Origin of the sequence: Planococcus sp. MB-3u-03 (genome assembly GCF_002833405.1) — a bacterium.
Classification (GTDB): domain Bacteria; phylum Bacillota; class Bacilli; order Bacillales_A; family Planococcaceae; genus Planococcus.
In genome coordinates this window covers 1,280,209-1,296,277 of record NZ_CP025135.1, presented here as the reverse complement: position 1 = coordinate 1,296,277, position 16,069 = coordinate 1,280,209, and the positions used below count along the sequence as shown (strand labels likewise).

General features: G+C 49.4%; 16 protein-coding genes and 3 pseudogenes. 2 read left to right on the top strand and 17 right to left on the bottom strand.

The window, feature by feature from the left end; all coding sequences use genetic code 11:
• Nucleotides 1-36: 36 nt before the first annotated feature.
• The 10 genes and pseudogenes from CW734_RS07800 to CW734_RS19675 all read right to left on the bottom strand — a co-directional run bounded on the left by CW734_RS07800 (nt 37) and on the right by CW734_RS19675 (nt 9,351).
• Complete coding sequence (locus CW734_RS07800; RefSeq protein ID WP_058381125.1) at nt 37-531, bottom strand: DUF948 domain-containing protein; 495 nt, start codon at nt 529-531, stop codon at nt 37-39.
• 187 nt (nt 532-718) lie between these two features.
• Nucleotides 719-2,032 (bottom strand): UDP-N-acetylmuramate--L-alanine ligase, encoded by a 1,314-nt coding sequence (gene murC, locus CW734_RS07795; RefSeq protein ID WP_101190067.1) that lies wholly within the window; start codon nt 2,030-2,032, stop codon nt 719-721.
• 154 nt (nt 2,033-2,186) lie between these two features.
• Complete coding sequence (locus CW734_RS07790; RefSeq protein WP_101190066.1) at nt 2,187-4,817, bottom strand: DNA translocase FtsK; 2,631 nt, start codon at nt 4,815-4,817, stop codon at nt 2,187-2,189.
• 2 nt (nt 4,818-4,819) lie between these two features.
• Entirely contained in the window at nt 4,820-5,428 is a 609-nt protein-coding gene (gene ytpR / locus CW734_RS07785; RefSeq protein ID WP_101190065.1) for a YtpR family tRNA-binding protein, read from the bottom strand.
• The gene (locus CW734_RS07780) at nt 5,425-6,240 is read right to left on the bottom strand and encodes a DUF1444 family protein (RefSeq protein ID WP_101190064.1); all 816 of its coding nucleotides are present in this window, start codon (nt 6,238-6,240) and stop codon (nt 5,425-5,427) included. The genes ytpR and CW734_RS07780 overlap by 4 nt, the downstream gene beginning before the upstream one ends.
• A 64-nt stretch (nt 6,241-6,304) precedes the next feature.
• On the bottom strand, nt 6,305-6,622 hold the full coding sequence (locus CW734_RS07775) for a thioredoxin family protein (protein WP_101190063.1): 318 nt from the start codon (nt 6,620-6,622) through the stop codon (nt 6,305-6,307).
• 5 nt (nt 6,623-6,627) lie between these two features.
• On the bottom strand, nt 6,628-7,137 hold the full coding sequence (locus CW734_RS07770; RefSeq protein WP_101190062.1) for a hypothetical protein: 510 nt from the start codon (nt 7,135-7,137) through the stop codon (nt 6,628-6,630).
• A 131-nt stretch (nt 7,138-7,268) separates the two neighbouring features.
• Nucleotides 7,269-7,778 carry a DUF84 family protein gene (locus CW734_RS07765; protein WP_101190061.1) on the bottom strand — a complete coding sequence of 170 codons (510 nt, stop codon included), beginning with the start codon at nt 7,776-7,778 and terminating at the stop codon, nt 7,269-7,271.
• Between the two features lie 74 nt (nt 7,779-7,852).
• Nucleotides 7,853-8,924: pseudogene (locus CW734_RS07760) on the bottom strand (M42 family metallopeptidase).
• 103 nt (nt 8,925-9,027) lie between these two features.
• Nucleotides 9,028-9,351: a hypothetical protein gene (locus tag CW734_RS19675; protein WP_332871055.1), complete on the bottom strand. Its 324-nt coding sequence runs from the start codon at nt 9,349-9,351 to the stop codon at nt 9,028-9,030.
• Here CW734_RS19675 and CW734_RS19670 point away from each other — a divergent pair.
• On the top strand, nt 9,241-9,537 hold the full coding sequence (locus CW734_RS19670; RefSeq protein ID WP_332871049.1) for a PepSY domain-containing protein: 297 nt from the start codon (nt 9,241-9,243) through the stop codon (nt 9,535-9,537). The genes CW734_RS19675 and CW734_RS19670 overlap by 111 nt on opposite strands.
• On the opposite strand, the pseudogene CW734_RS07750 reads toward CW734_RS19670, so the two are convergent.
• The 6 genes and pseudogenes from CW734_RS07750 to pepV form a co-directional block, all read right to left on the bottom strand.
• Nucleotides 9,459-10,315 (bottom strand): annotated as a pseudogene (locus tag CW734_RS07750) (YtnP family quorum-quenching lactonase). The gene CW734_RS19670 and the pseudogene CW734_RS07750 sit on opposite strands and share 79 nt — an antisense overlap.
• A 25-nt stretch (nt 10,316-10,340) precedes the next feature.
• Nucleotides 10,341-10,988, bottom strand: a complete 648-nt coding sequence (gene trmB, locus CW734_RS07745; protein ID WP_101190059.1) for a tRNA (guanosine(46)-N7)-methyltransferase TrmB — start codon at nt 10,986-10,988, stop codon at nt 10,341-10,343.
• Between the two features lie 21 nt (nt 10,989-11,009).
• A complete protein-coding gene (locus CW734_RS07740) occupies nt 11,010-11,921 on the bottom strand; it encodes a diacylglycerol/lipid kinase family protein (RefSeq protein ID WP_101190058.1) in 912 nt (303 codons plus the stop codon).
• Nucleotides 11,922-11,938: 17 nt separating this feature from the next.
• Nucleotides 11,939-12,475: an RNA 2',3'-cyclic phosphodiesterase gene (gene thpR / locus CW734_RS07735; protein ID WP_101190057.1), complete on the bottom strand. Its 537-nt coding sequence runs from the start codon at nt 12,473-12,475 to the stop codon at nt 11,939-11,941.
• A gap of 88 nt (nt 12,476-12,563) precedes the next feature.
• Complete coding sequence (gene dat / locus CW734_RS07730; RefSeq protein ID WP_101190056.1) at nt 12,564-13,412, bottom strand: D-amino-acid transaminase; 849 nt, start codon at nt 13,410-13,412, stop codon at nt 12,564-12,566.
• 22 nt (nt 13,413-13,434) lie between these two features.
• The gene (gene pepV, locus CW734_RS07725) at nt 13,435-14,802 is read right to left on the bottom strand and encodes a dipeptidase PepV (protein ID WP_101190055.1); all 1,368 of its coding nucleotides are present in this window, start codon (nt 14,800-14,802) and stop codon (nt 13,435-13,437) included.
• A gap of 303 nt (nt 14,803-15,105) precedes the next feature.
• Here pepV and CW734_RS07720 point away from each other — a divergent pair, with 303 nt between their 5' ends.
• A complete protein-coding gene (locus tag CW734_RS07720; protein ID WP_101190054.1) occupies nt 15,106-15,327 on the top strand; it encodes a DeoR family transcriptional regulator in 222 nt (73 codons plus the stop codon).
• A gap of 27 nt (nt 15,328-15,354) precedes the next feature.
• Here the strand turns inward: CW734_RS07720 and CW734_RS07715 are convergent.
• Nucleotides 15,355-16,066 (bottom strand): annotated as a pseudogene (locus tag CW734_RS07715) (pseudouridine synthase).
• Nucleotides 16,067-16,069: the final 3 nt, after the last annotated feature.

The window sequence follows — 16,069 nt, the reverse complement described above, 5'->3', positions numbered from 1 at the left end:
TGTCCATTCCTCCATTATGTTGGTGATTTGATGGTATTAGTACTGGTCGCTGCTGCCTGGCAATTTCTTCTGGCCAGGAACCGGCGTGTATTGCTCTGTGCTGCGTGTTTGGTATACTTTGCGCTCTTTCCATTTATCAGCAATGCCCATTGCAACATTGCTCCACTGGACCACTTGAGCAATTTTGTCTTCGTTCTGCTCAACTTGCACGCCGACGCGTGAAGTGATGTGGCGAACTGTAGAGTTCAGGTCTGTTACAGAGTTTCCGACTCCTTTGACTGCATCGACGACACCGTTCAATTTTTCTGATTTGACTGTGATGTCTTCTGCAAGTTCGTTCGTCTTATGCAATAAGTTCGTCGTCTCCAACGTGACTCCCTGCAATTGATTCTCTAGCCCTGAAACAGTGCCGGAAACCTCTTTTAATGTGTTCTTGAGTGAGTTCAAAGTCATCGCCAGCGCTACGCATAGAATTAAAAATCCAACAGCGGCAACAATCGCGGCAATGTAAAGCAAGATTGACCAATCCATTCTGTTTCCTCCTTCGGTTTAGTTAAATTTCGTATACCTGTTTTCTACCCTGCCCTATACAGGTTTAAACACGCCTCTAATATTATTCGGCAAAAGCTTTTAAATGCCTGCACGCATTGCCTAACATTTTCATATTTGCGACGCCTTTTTTGTCTCCATAAGAAAAAAGCCTAACCATATGTAATGGTTAGGCTTTTTTCGGCGTTGTTAAAGCTTCTTCATATGCTTGCTGGAATTTTGTTACATCTCCAGCTCCCATGAAAAGATATACTGCATTATTGTGGATAGCCAGTTTTTCGATATCTTCCAATTGCAGCAGCTGGCTGCCTTCGATTTTTTCCTGAAGGTCCCGGATTGTCAAAGTGCCGGCTTCTTCTCTAGCAGAACCGAAGATATCGCATAAATAGACATGATCTGCTTCCTGCAGGCAATCAGCAAATTCCTGGAGGAAGGTCTGCGTACGGCTGAATGTATGCGGTTGGAAAATCGCGATCAGTTCGCGCTCCGGATACTTCTGGCTCGCCGACTGCAAGGTTGCGCGGATTTCCGTCGGGTGGTGGGCATAATCATCGATCAACACGCGATCATCGATAACTGTTTCCGTGAAGCGGCGTTTAACACCTTCATAGCTCACGAATTGGCGCTGGATGATATCCGCAGGGATGCTTTCATACTGGCATAGCGAAATAACAGCGAGTGCATTCAACACAGCGTGATCGCCGTACATCGGAATGGTGAACGTATGGAAGAATTCATTGCGGATGACCACATCAAATGTCGTGCCTTCCGTCGTTTTGACGATATTACGCGCCTGAAAATCATTTTCCTCGCCAAAACCATAGTAGACGACCGGCACCGGTGCCTGGATTTGTTGCAAGTATTCGTCATCCCCACAAGCGATGATGCATTTCTTCACTTGCTGCGCCATTTCCTGGAACGCCTTGAAGACATCGTCGATGCTGCCGAAATAATCGGGATGGTCGAAATCGATATTAGTCATGATCGCATAATCTGGGTGATACGCCAAGAAATGGCGGCGGTATTCGCATGCTTCCGCTACGAAGAAATGGGAATCTTCCTGGCCCGAGCCTGTTCCGTCACCAATTAGGTAAGAAACTGGCTTATAGCCGTTCAGCACATGTGCCATAAGACCGGTCGTCGAAGTTTTCCCATGTGCGCCGGTGATGGCGACCGATACGTATTGCTTCATCAAATCGCCAAGGAATTGATGATACCTGATGATGGTCGCGCCGCTTTCACGGGCTTTGACCAGCTCTGGATGTTCGTCGTTAAATGCATTCCCGGCGACGATCGTCATATCCTGCGAAATGTTTTCGGGATCGAAAGGCAAAATTGTGATGCCTCTCTCCCGCAGCCGCTCTTCCGTGAAGAAATGCTGCGCGATATCAGAGCCTTGCACCGACTCGCCCATATCATGCATGATTTGGGCCAGCGCGCTCATGCCAGAGCCTTTAATGCCCGTAAAATGTAATACTGTCATAAATGAACCTCCTGTGGGAGTGGAAAATTAGTCTAGTCAAACCGCCTGTGCGGAATCAATAGCTGGGTGGTTTTTCACAATGCTCCGATTATATCACAAAGTTCGGAGGCACTGAAATAATCAATAATTCCTGTAATTCTGGCGGCGCCTAGGTTCAACGGAACACTTCTTCGATATCGCTTTCCGTAATTAGCACCGTTCTCGCCTTGCTGCCGTTCTGTTCGGAGATGAAGCCATATTCTTCAATCAGGTCCATCAAACGCGCAGCCCGGTTATAGCCGATATGGAATTTCCGCTGCAATAATGAAGTCGATGCGCTTCCTTGCGACATGATGAAACGGCACGCTTCCTCGAACAAATCGTCCTGTTCGGCAGGCGACTGGCTGCGCTGGATCAATTCCTCTTCTTTAAAAATATAATCGGGCTCTCCTTGTGCACGCACATGGGCAATAACTTTTTCGATTTCATCATCTGTCACGAAAGTTCCCTGCAAGCGGTTCGGCGCGGCCATGCCGTTCCCCAAGTAGAGCATATCCCCTCGCCCGAGCAAACGCTCAGCTCCTTGGGTATCCAAGATCGTCCGGCTGTCCACTTGAGACGAAACGGAAAAGGCGATACGTGTCGGGATATTGGATTTGATCAAGCCTGTAATGACATCCACTGACGGGCGCTGTGTAGCGATCACTAAATGGATTCCGCACGCACGTGCTTTTTGGGCGATGCGGCAAATGGAATCTTCCACATCTGAAGGCGACATCATCATTAGATCGGCCAATTCATCGATGACGATCAGGATATACGGCAGATGCTGTGCCGGCTGTCCTTTGTCATTGACCATTTTATTGTAACGATCCAAATCACGAACCCCTGTATGGGCAAAAAGCTGATAACGGCGTTCCATTTCCTCCACGGCCCATTTCAAGGAAGCGGTCGCTGCCTTGACGTCTGTGATGACCGGGCTGACCAGATGCGGAATGTGGTTATAAGGAGCCAATTCGACCATTTTCGGGTCGATCAACAGCATTTTCAAGTCGCGCGGCGAAGATTGGTACAGCAGGCTGACGAGCAGCGAATTGATGCATACGCTTTTCCCGGACCCTGTAGCTCCCGCGATCAAGCCGTGTGGCATCTTACGCAAATCAAGCGTGACCGGATTCCCTGCTAGATCTAGCCCGAGAGCTGCTTCAAGCGGTGAATCCGAAGCCTTGAAGTTTGGGCTCCCGATGACTTCCGACAAACGCACTGCGCGGCTTTGGCGGTTCGGGATCTCGATGCCAATCGAACTTTTTCCAGGAATTGGAGCTTGTATGCGGATATCCCGCGCCGCAAGCGCCAATTTCAAGTCGTCGGCCAAGTTGCGGATTTTGCTCACTTTGATTCCTTGCGCGACACGCAGCTCAAAACGGGTGACGGCCGGCCCTTGCACCGTTCCGACAATCTCCGCCTTGATCTGGAAATGTGACAAAGCTTCGACAAGGCGCTCGCCCTGTTCTTCCATCCACGTTTCATCTTTCAAGTCATTTTCAGGCTCTAGTAGATACTCCTGGCCAGGCAATTGATAGCCGGCATAGCTTTTTTCATCCTCACTTACCGGTTCAGCTGCGGGTTCCTCTATTAATGCCGTTTTTTTTTCCGCTGTCGGCGCTTGTTGCTGTTTCGGCAAACGCTCTTTATCCGATTTCAGCATCAACACATTAAATGGCACCGTTCGTTCCTTTTTGCCATTATCCTGTGTTTTCGGCTGCGGCAATACCGGTTTCGGCTCCGGGCTATGTATAGGTTCTTCACGCTCGGATTCCGGCTGGGCAGTTTGCGCCGCTTCTGTATGCGTTGCCGATTCCGTTAAAGGCGGTTCAGCAATTGCCGACGGGCCACCCTTTCCAGTATCTTCCTGGGTGATTTCCTCATTTTTTTCAGCGTTGCCGGCATCCTCCACCTCGTTCGATGGCTGTTCTTGATCTGTTGTGCGGTATACCGTTACTTCCGCTTGTTCAGATACTTGTTCAGGTGCTGCTGCGGCTTTTTGATTTTTCGGCAATAAGTCCTGAAGGCTGCGGTCTGCCCATTCATACTGGGGTTCAGGCTTTTTTTCCGCTTGCTGGTCTTCTTCAGGTTGCGTCTTTTCATGTGTTTTTTCGCTAACAGTTGCCATTTCTGGCGCTTGCTCTTGATGTTCTACAGGCTTATACACCGTTGTTTCCATGCTGGAACGCGGTTTTTTCGCCTGTGGCAACCGATCATCGCTTTTCTTGTACAATTCTTGGAGGCTGCGTTGCGACCAGTCATTTTTACGTTCAAGTTCGGCTCTCTTTTTCGCTTCCTGTTCCAATAATTCATCGATTGGCGCCGGACGGTCTGTAAATCCGTGCACAGGGGAAGCTACACGCGTCGGCTGGAAGCGCCGCGTCGTGTTGCCCGGCAAATCAAGGCCTTGCGGTTCAGCTGTTTTCGGCACATGGGGGCGCTTTTTCTTATTACGCCCTACATTCGGTTTCGGCAATTTACCACTCGGCTCCAAGGCATCGAGTTCGTATGCTTTTTCTTCCGTTTCTTTTAAAGGCGCATCAAAACGCGGCTTTTCTTCCCGTCGTTCAGGTTTACTGTTCTCTACAGGCATGCCTTTCGCTTCTTCATCGGAAATGAGCGGAAACCGGAACGGAGCCGGCTTGCTGTCCTGTGGTTTCGGCTCGACATGCTGTGTTTCTTCACTGCGCACGTACGGCTTTTCTTCTGTTTCCGTGTCTTCTGAGAACATTTTATTCCACATATTTTTCATCCAGCTCATCGTTACACCTTCATTTCAAATGGAGATCCTGTTTGCGCATCTTCCGGCAATACCAAAATTCCTTTTTCCGCCGGTGCATCCGGCAAGTCCAATTCTTTCCCTGAGCAGATCATGCCGCTAGAAGCGACGCCGCGTAGTTCTGCGTCGCGGATGATCATCCCAGAAGGCATGACCGCCCCTACTTTAGCAACGACCACTTTTTGGCCCGCTTCCACATTCGGCGCGCCGCAAACGATTTGCAAGGTTTCTTCGCCGACTGCCACTTGGCACACATTCAATTTGTCGGCATTCGGGTGCTTGTCTTTAGACTCCACATAACCGACGACAAATTTCGGGGTCAAATCGACTTCCAGGGTATGAGAAACACCGTTTTTCTCCAATGCATTTTGAAGCGCTGTCACGAGTGCTTCCGTCACTTCTACAGGCTGCCCTTCCTGTAAGTCTGCATAATCGCTTGCTTGGAACAAGTTGAAACCGGCGATTTCCTGTTGGTCATTTTTGATCAAGGTCACATCCCCAAATTGTTCCGTATGGATTTTTTCCGGTTTTTCCAATGTCAATTGGACGAGCAGCACATCGCCGACGCCTTGTTTATTATAGAATGCATTCATTTTTTATCGTTCTCCTTCTCGGGTCTGTTTTTCGCTAAGATGAATATCGGTTCAAGCGCCTCGTTTTCATAGACGAACGACAAGGACGTAATCGGCACTTTGCCATTCGTGAAGAAATGCATTGCCATCTGGGCAAGCACATCGTATCCGGTCTCGTTGCGGATATCACCGATGATCAAGACGTCCTGATGGGGCACTGAGACTGTCATGTCCCCTTGTACTTTCTTTTTCATGTCTTTCAAAAATGTTTCATTCAAGATGCGCGTGGCATCATAACCATCGTTTTCGTTCAGGAAATAGAAGACATTTCCTGCCACATGGTCTTCTTTGACAGCCGTCTTCAACTTCTTCACTTGGAATTTAGCGATCTCCTGCACTTGTTCCGCTGTCAGCGCTAGGCTTTCCAACACTTTTTCATCGATCAGCCGGTAAGTCGTCCCGGCATCGAGTGCGTAATAAATACGCGTTTCTGCTGTATGCGGCGAAGTCAGGAAGCGATGGCCTTCACGCGATTCTTCCGGAAACGAAGTCGAGCGGATGACCGGGTAAATATGTTGTTCGCCTGGCAATTCCCCTGCTGACTCCCGTTCCATCGCTTGGAAGGTCTCGGAAATTGTATAGGCGATTTCTTCGATTGCTGAATCGCCTTTCGTTTCGAAACGGTTGATCACTTGCGGCAAGGAAATGGTCATGCCTTTCCCCAGCTTTTTATGCCTAACATTTGCGATATCTTTTTGGCGGTCCAATGTCCAGCTCAACTGGTCATTTGCAACCCGCTCTTTCAGTATAGTAAATAACTCGGCGGATTTCATTCCTAATTTCCTCCTTTTCACAAACAAACGGTTCATCCTGCAGACAGGAGAACCGTTTTCCCTTTTATTTCGACAGGTTGGAGATAAACGATTCAATTTCCTCCTGCGTCTTGCGGTCGCGGCTGACGAAACGCCCTTGTTCTTGTCCCTCACGGAATCCGAGGAAGCTCGGGATTCCATAAATATCTTTTTCGATGCATAGATCGATGAATTCGTCCCGGTCGACCGAGACAAAAGTATAGTCGCTGAATTTCTTTTCAATGTCTGGCATGATGGGATCGATCACCCGGCAATCGGGGCACCATCCAGCCGTAAACATGAAGATGACGTTCTCTGAGTTTGCCAGCTGCGTGAATTGCTGGACTGACTGCAATTTTTCCATGTTGTTCACTCCTCTTGTGCCGCTTCGATGGAACGGGTGGTTTTCATCATCCATTCCATATGGTTTCGAAGCGCTGCTTGCTCTGTAATCGTTGAAAGTTTCGCGCCTCCGGAACTGACCACCAATTCATAGCGGTCTTCTGCAACCGTCCGCACAGTGACGAACCCGAACCGGCCATGCTGGCTGAATTTCTCATCAGCAAGCCATGTTTCTTCCGGATTCGCTTTTTGCAAATCATAGAAGAACGTGCTGTCCGGTGCTTCGTTTGGGTTGAGGAACAACGCAAACGCTTGGCTGCCGCGGGTGATCAATACATTATGATCATCTGAAGGCTGTTCCACTTCATAGCCCCCGGGCACATAGAGCTCCGTTTCGCCGGCCGTTTCATTCGGTTCCGGCGCTTCCTCTTCAAATGCCGCCCTGGCGCTTGAAACGCCTTCCACCAGATCGTCCTCAGGACTGACGCAGCCGGCGAGAACCAAGACTGACGAAAACAACATCATTTGTAAACCCATTCGAAGCACAGCATTTCCCCCTCTTTTCTCCATCGGCCGCCCGTTTCCTCAATAGCACAGCGAAATGGGCTTGATTGAATATGCTTTTCTTTTCTAGCTACATTTTAAAGATGTTTATGGGCACATGCAACTTAATCGCTGTTTGCCTGCCATTGCCCGAACAATAAAACGATGATTTGGGAAAACATCTCGACACGGTTCAGCTTGCCGGCAGTCAAAATGCCGATCGCCCCTTTATGATGGCGGATGCCTGTTTCCTGTGCATAGCGGTCCATGACAGGCCCGAGCTCTTCGCCAGCACGCAAGAGCATGGCAACTTCCGCAGGCAATGGAACTTGCGCACCGCCTGCAACATAAACTGCTCCACCAGACGTAACGAGTGCTCCCCAATTGCATAGATACAATGTCCCTTCGAGTTCAAAGACGCCGCCTTCCAATCCGATCGCCGCGTCACAATCCCCAAGCACATGATGCGCGCGATTGATCGCTCCCACTCTGGTTTCTTCAATGGAGAATGGCTGTGCTGAAACACCTGATTGTGCTTCTTGTTGATTAATCTCTGCCTGAATGCCTAATTTCTCAAGAGCTGATGCGACTGCCCCGGTTTTAGCCGGATTGGTCGATGCCACACATAATTTCATAGTTGCCTCTCCTTTACATCACGTCAAATTTGTATTCGTAACCAGATAAAAAGCGGCCCGGGGGCCGCTTTTCGTCAGACGTTTTGTTTGATTGTGTCAATCGTCGACCGGTCTGTTGCTTTCACCAGTTTCACGAGCAGCTCTTTGGCTGCTGCGTAATCGTCTGTGTGGATGACCGAAGCGGAAGTATGGATATAGCGTGAGCAGATGCCGATGACAGAACTCGGAATCCCTTCGTTGGCGATGTGGACTTTCCCAGCATCGGTCCCGCCTTGCGAGACGAAGTATTGATACGGGATGTTATGCGTTTCGGCCGTATCCAAAATGAATTCGCGCATGCCGCGATGCGTGACCATCGTGCGATCGAGGATGCGCAAAAGCGCCCCTTTCCCTAGTTGGCCGAATTCGTTCTTGTCCCCTGTCGCATCGTTTGCCGGGCTTGCGTCCAGCGCATAGAAGATATCTGGCTGGATCAGATTAGCTGCCGTCTGCGCTCCGCGAAGGCCGACTTCTTCCATGACCGTCGCACCGGAGAACAATTGGTTCGGCAAGGACTCGCCTTGCAATTCTTTCAGCAATTCAATCGATAAGCCGCAACCATAGCGGTTGTCCCACGCTTTTGCCATGATTTTCTTGTCATTGGCCATCGGCGTGAACGGGCTGAATGGGACGATTTGCTGTCCAGGGCGAACGCCCATTGATAATGCATCTTCCTTATCATCTGCGCCGATATCGATCAGCATGTTCTTGATGTCCATCGGCTTTTGGCGCGTCGCTTCATCCAGCAGATGCGGCGGGATTGACCCGACGACGCCCGGAACGATGCGGTCTCCTGCAACCACGTCCACACGCATGGCGAGCATGACTTGATTCCACCAGCCGCCGAGGGGCTGAAAGCGCAGCATGCCATTATCGGTGATTTGCGTGACCATGAATCCGACTTCGTCCATATGGCCGGCTACCATGACGCGCGGCCCATCTTGTGCGCCTTTTTGACGCCGAATATGCTGCCGAGGTTATCCGAAATAATGTCGTCCGAATATTTTCAAGCTCGCTGCGCATGAACTTGCGCACGGCGTGTTCATTGCCGGGTGCTCCTGGAAGCTCGGTTAAAGTTTTAAACATCGCTCTTGTATCCTGGTTCATTTTGTTCCCCTTGAAAAATATGTAAGTGTATCCTTTATCAGTTTAGAGCTTTTCCTTGTGAATGCCAGTTCAGGTAGTTCGATTGACGAAATATTTTGAGTGTTTACAGTTCGTGGCGTGTATTTTCCGCTTTATGGTACAATTTAGCCAGAATGCAAAGGAGGGTTTTCATGAAAATCGTGATTTGCTCGTTGGATTTGCTGCCGGTGCAGCCGCAGCCTATATCGCAAAGGAAGTTTACGAAAACAAACAGACGCTTTACCCGGCCGATGATGTGTTGAAGAAAGTCAAACAGTCCTTCAAAGAAGAAGGACCGATCGACGGTTCGTGGATCTTTATGAAAACCGAGCCTTACAAACAACATGCGGTCAAGACCGAAGTGTATAAAGGCGGCATCACGCGCCACCGCAACGATGAACTCGAGCAATATGAGTTTCTGGCCGATGCCTATACAGGAGCTGTCTTGAAGTCACCAAATCATAGAAGACCCACGTTAAAACGCCCTGCGGTATATCCGCAGGGCGTTTTGGCTTTTTATTCAAACACTTTATCTTTACGTTCCAGTGCATCAATGATTTCTTTGCCGTCCTCGTTCCATTTGATGAGGCGGTAAAAGCATCGTGATAGAAGCTGAAATAGAAATTGCCCGGCAGCGCTTCTTTCATCAGCTTGTCTTTTGCATAGATCGAGTCCATCGGGTAATCGTCAAACGCCAATACCCACAGTGGATTTTGGTGTGCATGGGTCGGCATGATGTCACCCATGTGGAGAACCGTCTCCCCATTCTGTTCAAATTTGATGACACTATGCCCGTTTGAATGGCCCCCCGTATGGATCATGGTGATTGCATCGAAAACGGTCACTTTGTCGGCAAAGGTTTCGACCTGTCCGGTGATCGGCTCCCAATTTTCTTTCCAATACGTATTGCGTGAGCGGATGTTCGGGTTTTGCATTTCCTCCCATTCCACAGCCGATACGTAAATTTTTGCGTTCGGGAACGCAGACACATATGCCTCGCCCTGCTTTTTCGTCAGGCCAGCCGCGTGATCGCCGTGTAGATGCGTCATCAAGACCGTGTCGATATCTTGTGCAGACAAGCCAAGCTCTTCCAGCTCCTCTTCCACACGTGATTCCGAGGAAACGCCCAGATTGCGCTTTTGGCGATCGGTCAATTTGCCATTGCCGAGGCCGCTGTCGACGAGGATGTAATGCCCATCGAATTGCACCAAAATCGGATGTGTCGGCAATTCGATCTGGTTCTGCTCATTTGCAGGATAGCGTTTCGACCACACCACTTTCGGGACGACCCCGAACATCGTGCCTCCGTCGAGCCAAGTCGTTCCCCCATCAAGCCAAGTTAACAACATGTCGTGAAATTGAAATTTCTGCATACAAACTCCCCCTTATGAGTTGATGTTACGCTTGGAATTTCGCCTCCAGCCGGTAGATCGGCTGCCCTTTTTTCAAAAACTTCTCTTCATATTCCGTCATGATATTCCATTCCGGTTCATTGGCATGAAGATCCAGCGATACATCCTTCAATAACATACCATATTCGGAAATGCTCGTGAGCGAATATTCAAAAAGCCCGCGGTTATCGGTCTTGAAATGAATTTCGCCCCCTTCAGGCAACACACGTTCATACAATTTCAAAAAACTCTCATGCGTCAAACGCCGTTTCGCGTGTCGCGTCTTCGGCCAAGGATCCGAAAAGTTCAAGTAAACGCGATCGATCTCGCCTGCTTCGAAAAACGTTTCAAGTTCCTGCGCGTTCACTTGCAAGAGGCGCAGGTTCGGGATGCCGCCTTCCGGCTCTAACGCCCCTTGAAGTGCTGTCACGATCACGCTTTCGAACAGTTCAATCCCAATGTAATTAATATCCGGATTGGCTTGTGCCATGCCCGTAATGAAACGGCCTTTCCCGCTTCCGGCCTCGATGTGGATCGGGTGGTCATTGCCGAACTCTTCGTGCCATTTGCCTTTTAGCGCTTCCGGGTTCGGAATGACGATTTCCGGATGGGCTTCGATCAAATCCGCCGCCCATGGTTTATATCTTGCTCTCATGTATAGACATCCTCTTTCTGCTTATAATTTTGCTTGTTGCCATTGTTTTGTTGATACGCGAAACTCGAGTGGTTCTTGCGCATCCGCCATTCCCGCATCGTCCCCATCCATATGGCGCGGCACTGGGCGATCCACTGCGAGCGAAAAATGTTTACCGCTGAACTGCACGACTTCCGAAAATTTCGTATGGCTTCCGCTAAATACCGTACCAAAAACGGCCAGTAGTTTCAATCTCGGCAGACGGTGAACGACCGTCAATTCGAGCTGGCCATCATGGACAGACGAATTAGGTGAAATCTTCATACCGCCGCCAAAATACGGCTGATTGCTGACGGTGGCGAGCCATACGTCCTCGTAATGGTACAGCGCTTCATCCGATTCGACCGTCAGGCGGAACTTCTTGAATGCAAACAATGTCGTGACGACGAAAATCAAATACGCCAATTTGCCGAGACCGAATTTATTCAGCCATCGTTTCATTCGCGAATGATTGACAGCATGTGCGACAGCTGCGTCAAAGCCGATGCCGGAACTGCTGGCAAATAGCTGCTCCGATTTAACTCCTACTTGCCCGATATCGGTCAGCAATCCTCCAGGGCATGCCAAAAAACGGCTGATTTCATGCGCCATGGCAAAACAGCTGAAGCTGCGGGCAAAATCATTGCCCGACCCGGCGGGAACCGAAGCGATGAATAAAAGCTCCGCCCCGGCCGCAGCTGCAGCAATTTCACGCATCGTCCCATCTCCGCCAAAGCCGATCACCAAGGTTTTCCGTTCCCTTTGTTTCAATTGTTCGACCAATTGAAACGCATGTCCTGGAGAACGAGTGACGAATTGTTCGTAGGGGAAATCGATCGTTTCGGAAAACTTGCGCCATTTCCTAAGTGCCGCCCCGTTGCCGGCTGTTGGATTAATGATAAAGACAATCTCCATAGTAGTTTCCCTGACGCTTAAGCGCCGCCTTTCAATCGATAAGTTTGAATTTCTTTGTATCGCGGGGTTTCGCGTGGATGAATCTCGAATAAAGAGAACGAATCGACCGGAAATTCCAGCTCTTCCAGCGGCCAGTTTTCCGGCAAGCTTCCGCCTTTCCAGCGGCTGGCGAGCGTGATATGAGGGACAAACGGTTTCGGATCAGTAGCAAGCTGCAATGGATCCAGCTGTTGCTGCACAGCGTGTTGAAGTTCCATCAATTCAGGGCTGTCAGAAAGTGCGGCATAGACGATGCGTGGAGTTTCGGGATTGCCGAACGTCTTCACGCCGGCGAGCTGTAAGCGAAACGGCGCTTGATCGATTTGCCTGAGCCGTTCGGCAATCTCTCCCAATTCATCGAAGCGGTCTTCACCAATAAAAATCAAGGTAATATGCATATCTGCAGGAGGCGTTGAACGCTTATGGGTAGTCAGCTCCCACGAATCTCTCGCTTGCCCAATTTTTTCAGCTGCTTGTTGCGGAATCCGGATCCCAATAAAATAATGCGTGCTCATTGTCATCACCTCTATTCATTATAACTGACGGGCGTAAAAAAAGGACCAGCTCTTTGCTGGTCCCGGGATTGCATAATAAGTGCAGGAATCAGGAAATAACGCCCAATTTAATCCGCGCTTCAAAAGCTTTTTGCAGTTTGCGCGTCAATTCGCCAGGCGTGCCGTCCGCAATTTTCTGACCAGAAATTTCAATGACCGGCATGACTTCGGAAGTTGTCGAAGACATGAAGAATTCATCCATCTCAAGTGCCTGCTGCTTCGTGAACGCCGTCTCCACTACGTCGATCCCCAATTCGTCGCATAGCTCGAAAATGACGCGTCTCGTGATGCCGTTCAAGATCAAGTTGGTCGCTGGGTGTGTGTAAAGAACTCCGTCTTTGATACCGTACATATTCGATGACGAACCTTCCGTCACCGTATCGCCGCGGTGAAGGATCGCTTCGAAATAGCCTTCTTCATAAGCCTGCTGTTTCGCCATCACATTGCCGAGCAAGTTCAAGCTCTTGATGTCGCAGCGCAACCAGCGTACATCTTCGACCAAGAGCGCTTTCACGCCGTTTTCCAGGAATTCCACAGGGCGCTCGACCGATTTCGTGTAACCGACAACAACCGGCTCAGCATTTTCCGGGAATTGATGGTTTCGCGGAGCCGCTCCGCGTGTAATCTGTACATACACTTGGCCGTTGTCGATATTGTTCAATTCGACTAAGTCATGGAGCATCTTATGGAACACATCTTTCGTGTAAGGAACCGTTATGCGGATTTTCTCTGCGCTGGCATAGAAACGGTCGATATGTTCCGTTGCCGTGAACAAGTCACCTTCGTAAACGCGGATGACTTCGTAAATGCCGTCGCCGAACTGGTACCCGCGGTCTTCTTTTGAAATCTCCAAATCCTGTTCTTTTACAATCTCTCCATTGGACAAAATCCATTCCATTGCCATTCCTTCTTTCCTGTAATTATTTGCAAGCCAGTTGATAAATGGCTTCTGCATATATCGCTGTTGCTTTTACCAAATTGTCGATATCGACGAATTCGTCTGCTTGGTGGGCGACATCCGGCTCTCCCGGGAACAACATGCCGAAAGCGACGCCTTTATCGAGCACGCGTGCATATGTGCCGCCACCGATCGCCAATAGTTCTGCCGGTTCGCCGGTCTGCTTCTCGTAAGCCTGCTGCAGTGTTTGAATGAATGGATCGGCTGCATCGACATGATGCGGTCGTGAGTTGGATAATATATCCATTTCAACCCCATCTATTCGATGGCCAGCCACCAAGTCATCGAATGGGCAGCTGACCGAGTAGCGCATGCTGACGCGAACAGCGGCAAGTTCCCCCGCCTTAAAGCGCATGATTCCGGCATTGAATGTCGTGTCGCCGGACGCTTCATCCGAAAACGAGAGCCCGAGTTTTCGGCCTCTGGAATCACCGCTGAAATAATGGGCGATGAAGCGGACGAATTCAGCTCCGTCTCCTGAAACTTTATCCTGCAAAAATTTCGCGAGCAAAATGCCCGCATTAACGCCTGCATCCGGTTCCATCGCGTGGGCCGATTTGCCATTTAGGGTCAAAATTGCACCATCAGCATTCGGCGTGCAGTCGCCCGACACCTTTTCCGTTTCGCAAAATTTCCGGAATGCCGCATCAATCTCGCCGCTTTCTAGTGCAACTCTTGCCACCGCACGGTCCGGCACCATATTGGTCCGTTCCCCTGAAGTGAATTCCAGCAATTCGCCAGTTTCTGCAGCACCAAGCGTGTACTTGATGTCCGCGATGCCTTTCTCTGCATTGATGATCGGAAAATCCGCATCCGGCGCAAATCCGATATCCGGCATTTCTTCTGTTTGGAAATAACGCTCCACGCAGCGAAAGCCGCTTTCTTCGTCAGTGCCGATGATCAACCTGACACGGCGTTTGAACTCGAATCCTGCATCTTTGACCATATTCAGCGCCATCCATGCAGCGATTGTCGGGCCTTTATCATCGATGGCACCGCGCCCGAACAATTTCCCGTCGGCGATTTCGCCGCCAAACGGCTCTTTTGTCCAACCGTCTCCGGCTGGAACGACATCGACGTGGCCAAGAATCCCGAGAAGTTCCGGCCCTTCGCCTGTCTCCAAATGCCCTGCGACATTGGCGATGTTTTTCACTTTGAAACCTGCACGGTCTCCTTTTTCCAAAAACCAATCCAGCGCTTGCCGAACTTCTTTTCCGTAAGGAGCGTCAGGATTTCCGTCTTCGCTTAATACGCTCGGAATTGCGATCAACTCCTGCAATTCACTGAGCAATTCTTCTTTACGCCGCTCTGCTTCCTGCTGCCAATCCATGCCTCACACTCCTTTTTGTTATGGCTATTGTACACCTTTTTCAAATAATTTAAAGAACAGCCGGTTATTTTCGGGGATTTTTTTCTATATCATTCATATTAAGTTCTAGTAAAGAAACCCAAAATCATGGAATTTGAGAAGTTTTTCCGATATAATCAAATTGTCAGACAAGTCAAATTGACGGATTTTCTAAAAAAAAGGAGCTGTCTACCGCTATTATTCCTTAATCGCTGTATACACCACACTCACGCGTCCGCTAGTCTTTGCCATTGGTACTAAAGATGAAGGAGTGGTTCTTAACTTATGAAACCCACAACTGACCGCATGCTCATTCGAATCAAAGACATGTACAAGTACATTCTCGAAAACGGGACTGTGACCACACAGGATCTGGTCGATGAATTCGGCATCACTCCTCGCACCATTCAAAGGGATTTGAATGTGTTGGCCTTTAACGAACTGATAGAAAGCCCGGTTCGGGGCAAATGGACAACGACGAAGAAAAAAGTCAAAATGACGTCCTGAAAACAAAGAAAATGACCGCCTAGGCGGTCATTTTCTTTGTTTTAATTTAGTTAATTCATCTTCCGTTAGTTCGCGGTATTCTCCGAGTTCGAGCGTTTTGTCTAATTGGAGCGTGCCCATCGACAAACGCTTCAAAAATACCACTTGCTTATTCACGCTTTCGAACATGCGCTTGACCTGGTGGAATTTCCCTTCCGTAATGGTCAATTCGATTTCGGATTCTTCCCCGCTGTGTAAAATGTGCAGCTGCGCAGGCTTTGTCTCGTAACCATCATCGAGCACGACGCCTTGTTTGAATGCTTCTATATCTTCATCCGTTACGGGGCTGTCGATTTTCGCGTAATAGGTTTTATCGACATGCTTTTCGGCGACAGCAGCTCATGGGCCAATTTACCGTCGTTTGTGATCAGCAGCAGCCCTTCCGTATCTTTATCGAGGCGCCCGACCGGAAACGGCTCAAAGCGCTGCTCACCTTCTGTCAGCAAATCGATGACGGTTTCATCGAAGCGGTCTTCTGTCGCTGAAATGACGCCTTGCGGTTTGTTCATCATAAAATAAATAAACTCCCGGTAGACGACCGGTTCACCGGCGACCGATACTTCATCCGCTTTTTCATCAACGTGAAACTTCGGATCGCGCACCGTTTCCCGTTCACTTCCACCGCTTTCGATTTAAGTAAGATTTTCACTTCTTTTCTTGAGCCGAATCCTGAATTCGACAATAGTTTATCGATTCTCATATT

What these genes read in the sequence shown, in the direction of transcription:
- CW734_RS07800 (WP_058381125.1), bottom strand. Translation starts at nt 531, where the DNA reads ATGGATTGGTCAATCTTGCTTTACATTGCCGCGATTGTTGCCGCTGTT.
- murC (WP_101190067.1), bottom strand. Translation starts at nt 2,032, where the DNA reads ATGACAGTATTACATTTTACGGGCATTAAAGGCTCTGGCATGAGCGCG.
- CW734_RS07790 (WP_101190066.1), bottom strand. Translation starts at nt 4,817, where the DNA reads ATGAGCTGGATGAAAAATATGTGGAATAAAATGTTCTCAGAAGACACG.
- ytpR (WP_101190065.1), bottom strand. Translation starts at nt 5,428, where the DNA reads ATGAATGCATTCTATAATAAACAAGGCGTCGGCGATGTGCTGCTCGTC.
- CW734_RS07780 (WP_101190064.1), bottom strand. Translation starts at nt 6,240, where the DNA reads ATGAAATCCGCCGAGTTATTTACTATACTGAAAGAGCGGGTTGCAAAT.
- CW734_RS07775 (WP_101190063.1), bottom strand. Translation starts at nt 6,622, where the DNA reads ATGGAAAAATTGCAGTCAGTCCAGCAATTCACGCAGCTGGCAAACTCA.
- CW734_RS07770 (WP_101190062.1), bottom strand. Translation starts at nt 7,137, where the DNA reads ATGGGTTTACAAATGATGTTGTTTTCGTCAGTCTTGGTTCTCGCCGGC.
- CW734_RS07765 (WP_101190061.1), bottom strand. Translation starts at nt 7,778, where the DNA reads ATGAAATTATGTGTGGCATCGACCAATCCGGCTAAAACCGGGGCAGTC.
- trmB (WP_101190059.1), bottom strand. Translation starts at nt 10,988, where the DNA reads ATGAGAGCAAGATATAAACCATGGGCGGCGGATTTGATCGAAGCCCAT.
- CW734_RS07740 (WP_101190058.1), bottom strand. Translation starts at nt 11,921, where the DNA reads ATGGAGATTGTCTTTATCATTAATCCAACAGCCGGCAACGGGGCGGCA.
- thpR (WP_101190057.1), bottom strand. Translation starts at nt 12,475, where the DNA reads ATGAGCACGCATTATTTTATTGGGATCCGGATTCCGCAACAAGCAGCT.
- dat (WP_101190056.1), bottom strand. Translation starts at nt 13,412, where the DNA reads ATGGAATGGATTTTGTCCAATGGAGAGATTGTAAAAGAACAGGATTTG.
- pepV (WP_101190055.1), bottom strand. Translation starts at nt 14,802, where the DNA reads ATGGATTGGCAGCAGGAAGCAGAGCGGCGTAAAGAAGAATTGCTCAGT.
- CW734_RS07720 (WP_101190054.1), top strand. Translation starts at nt 15,106, where the DNA reads ATGAAACCCACAACTGACCGCATGCTCATTCGAATCAAAGACATGTAC.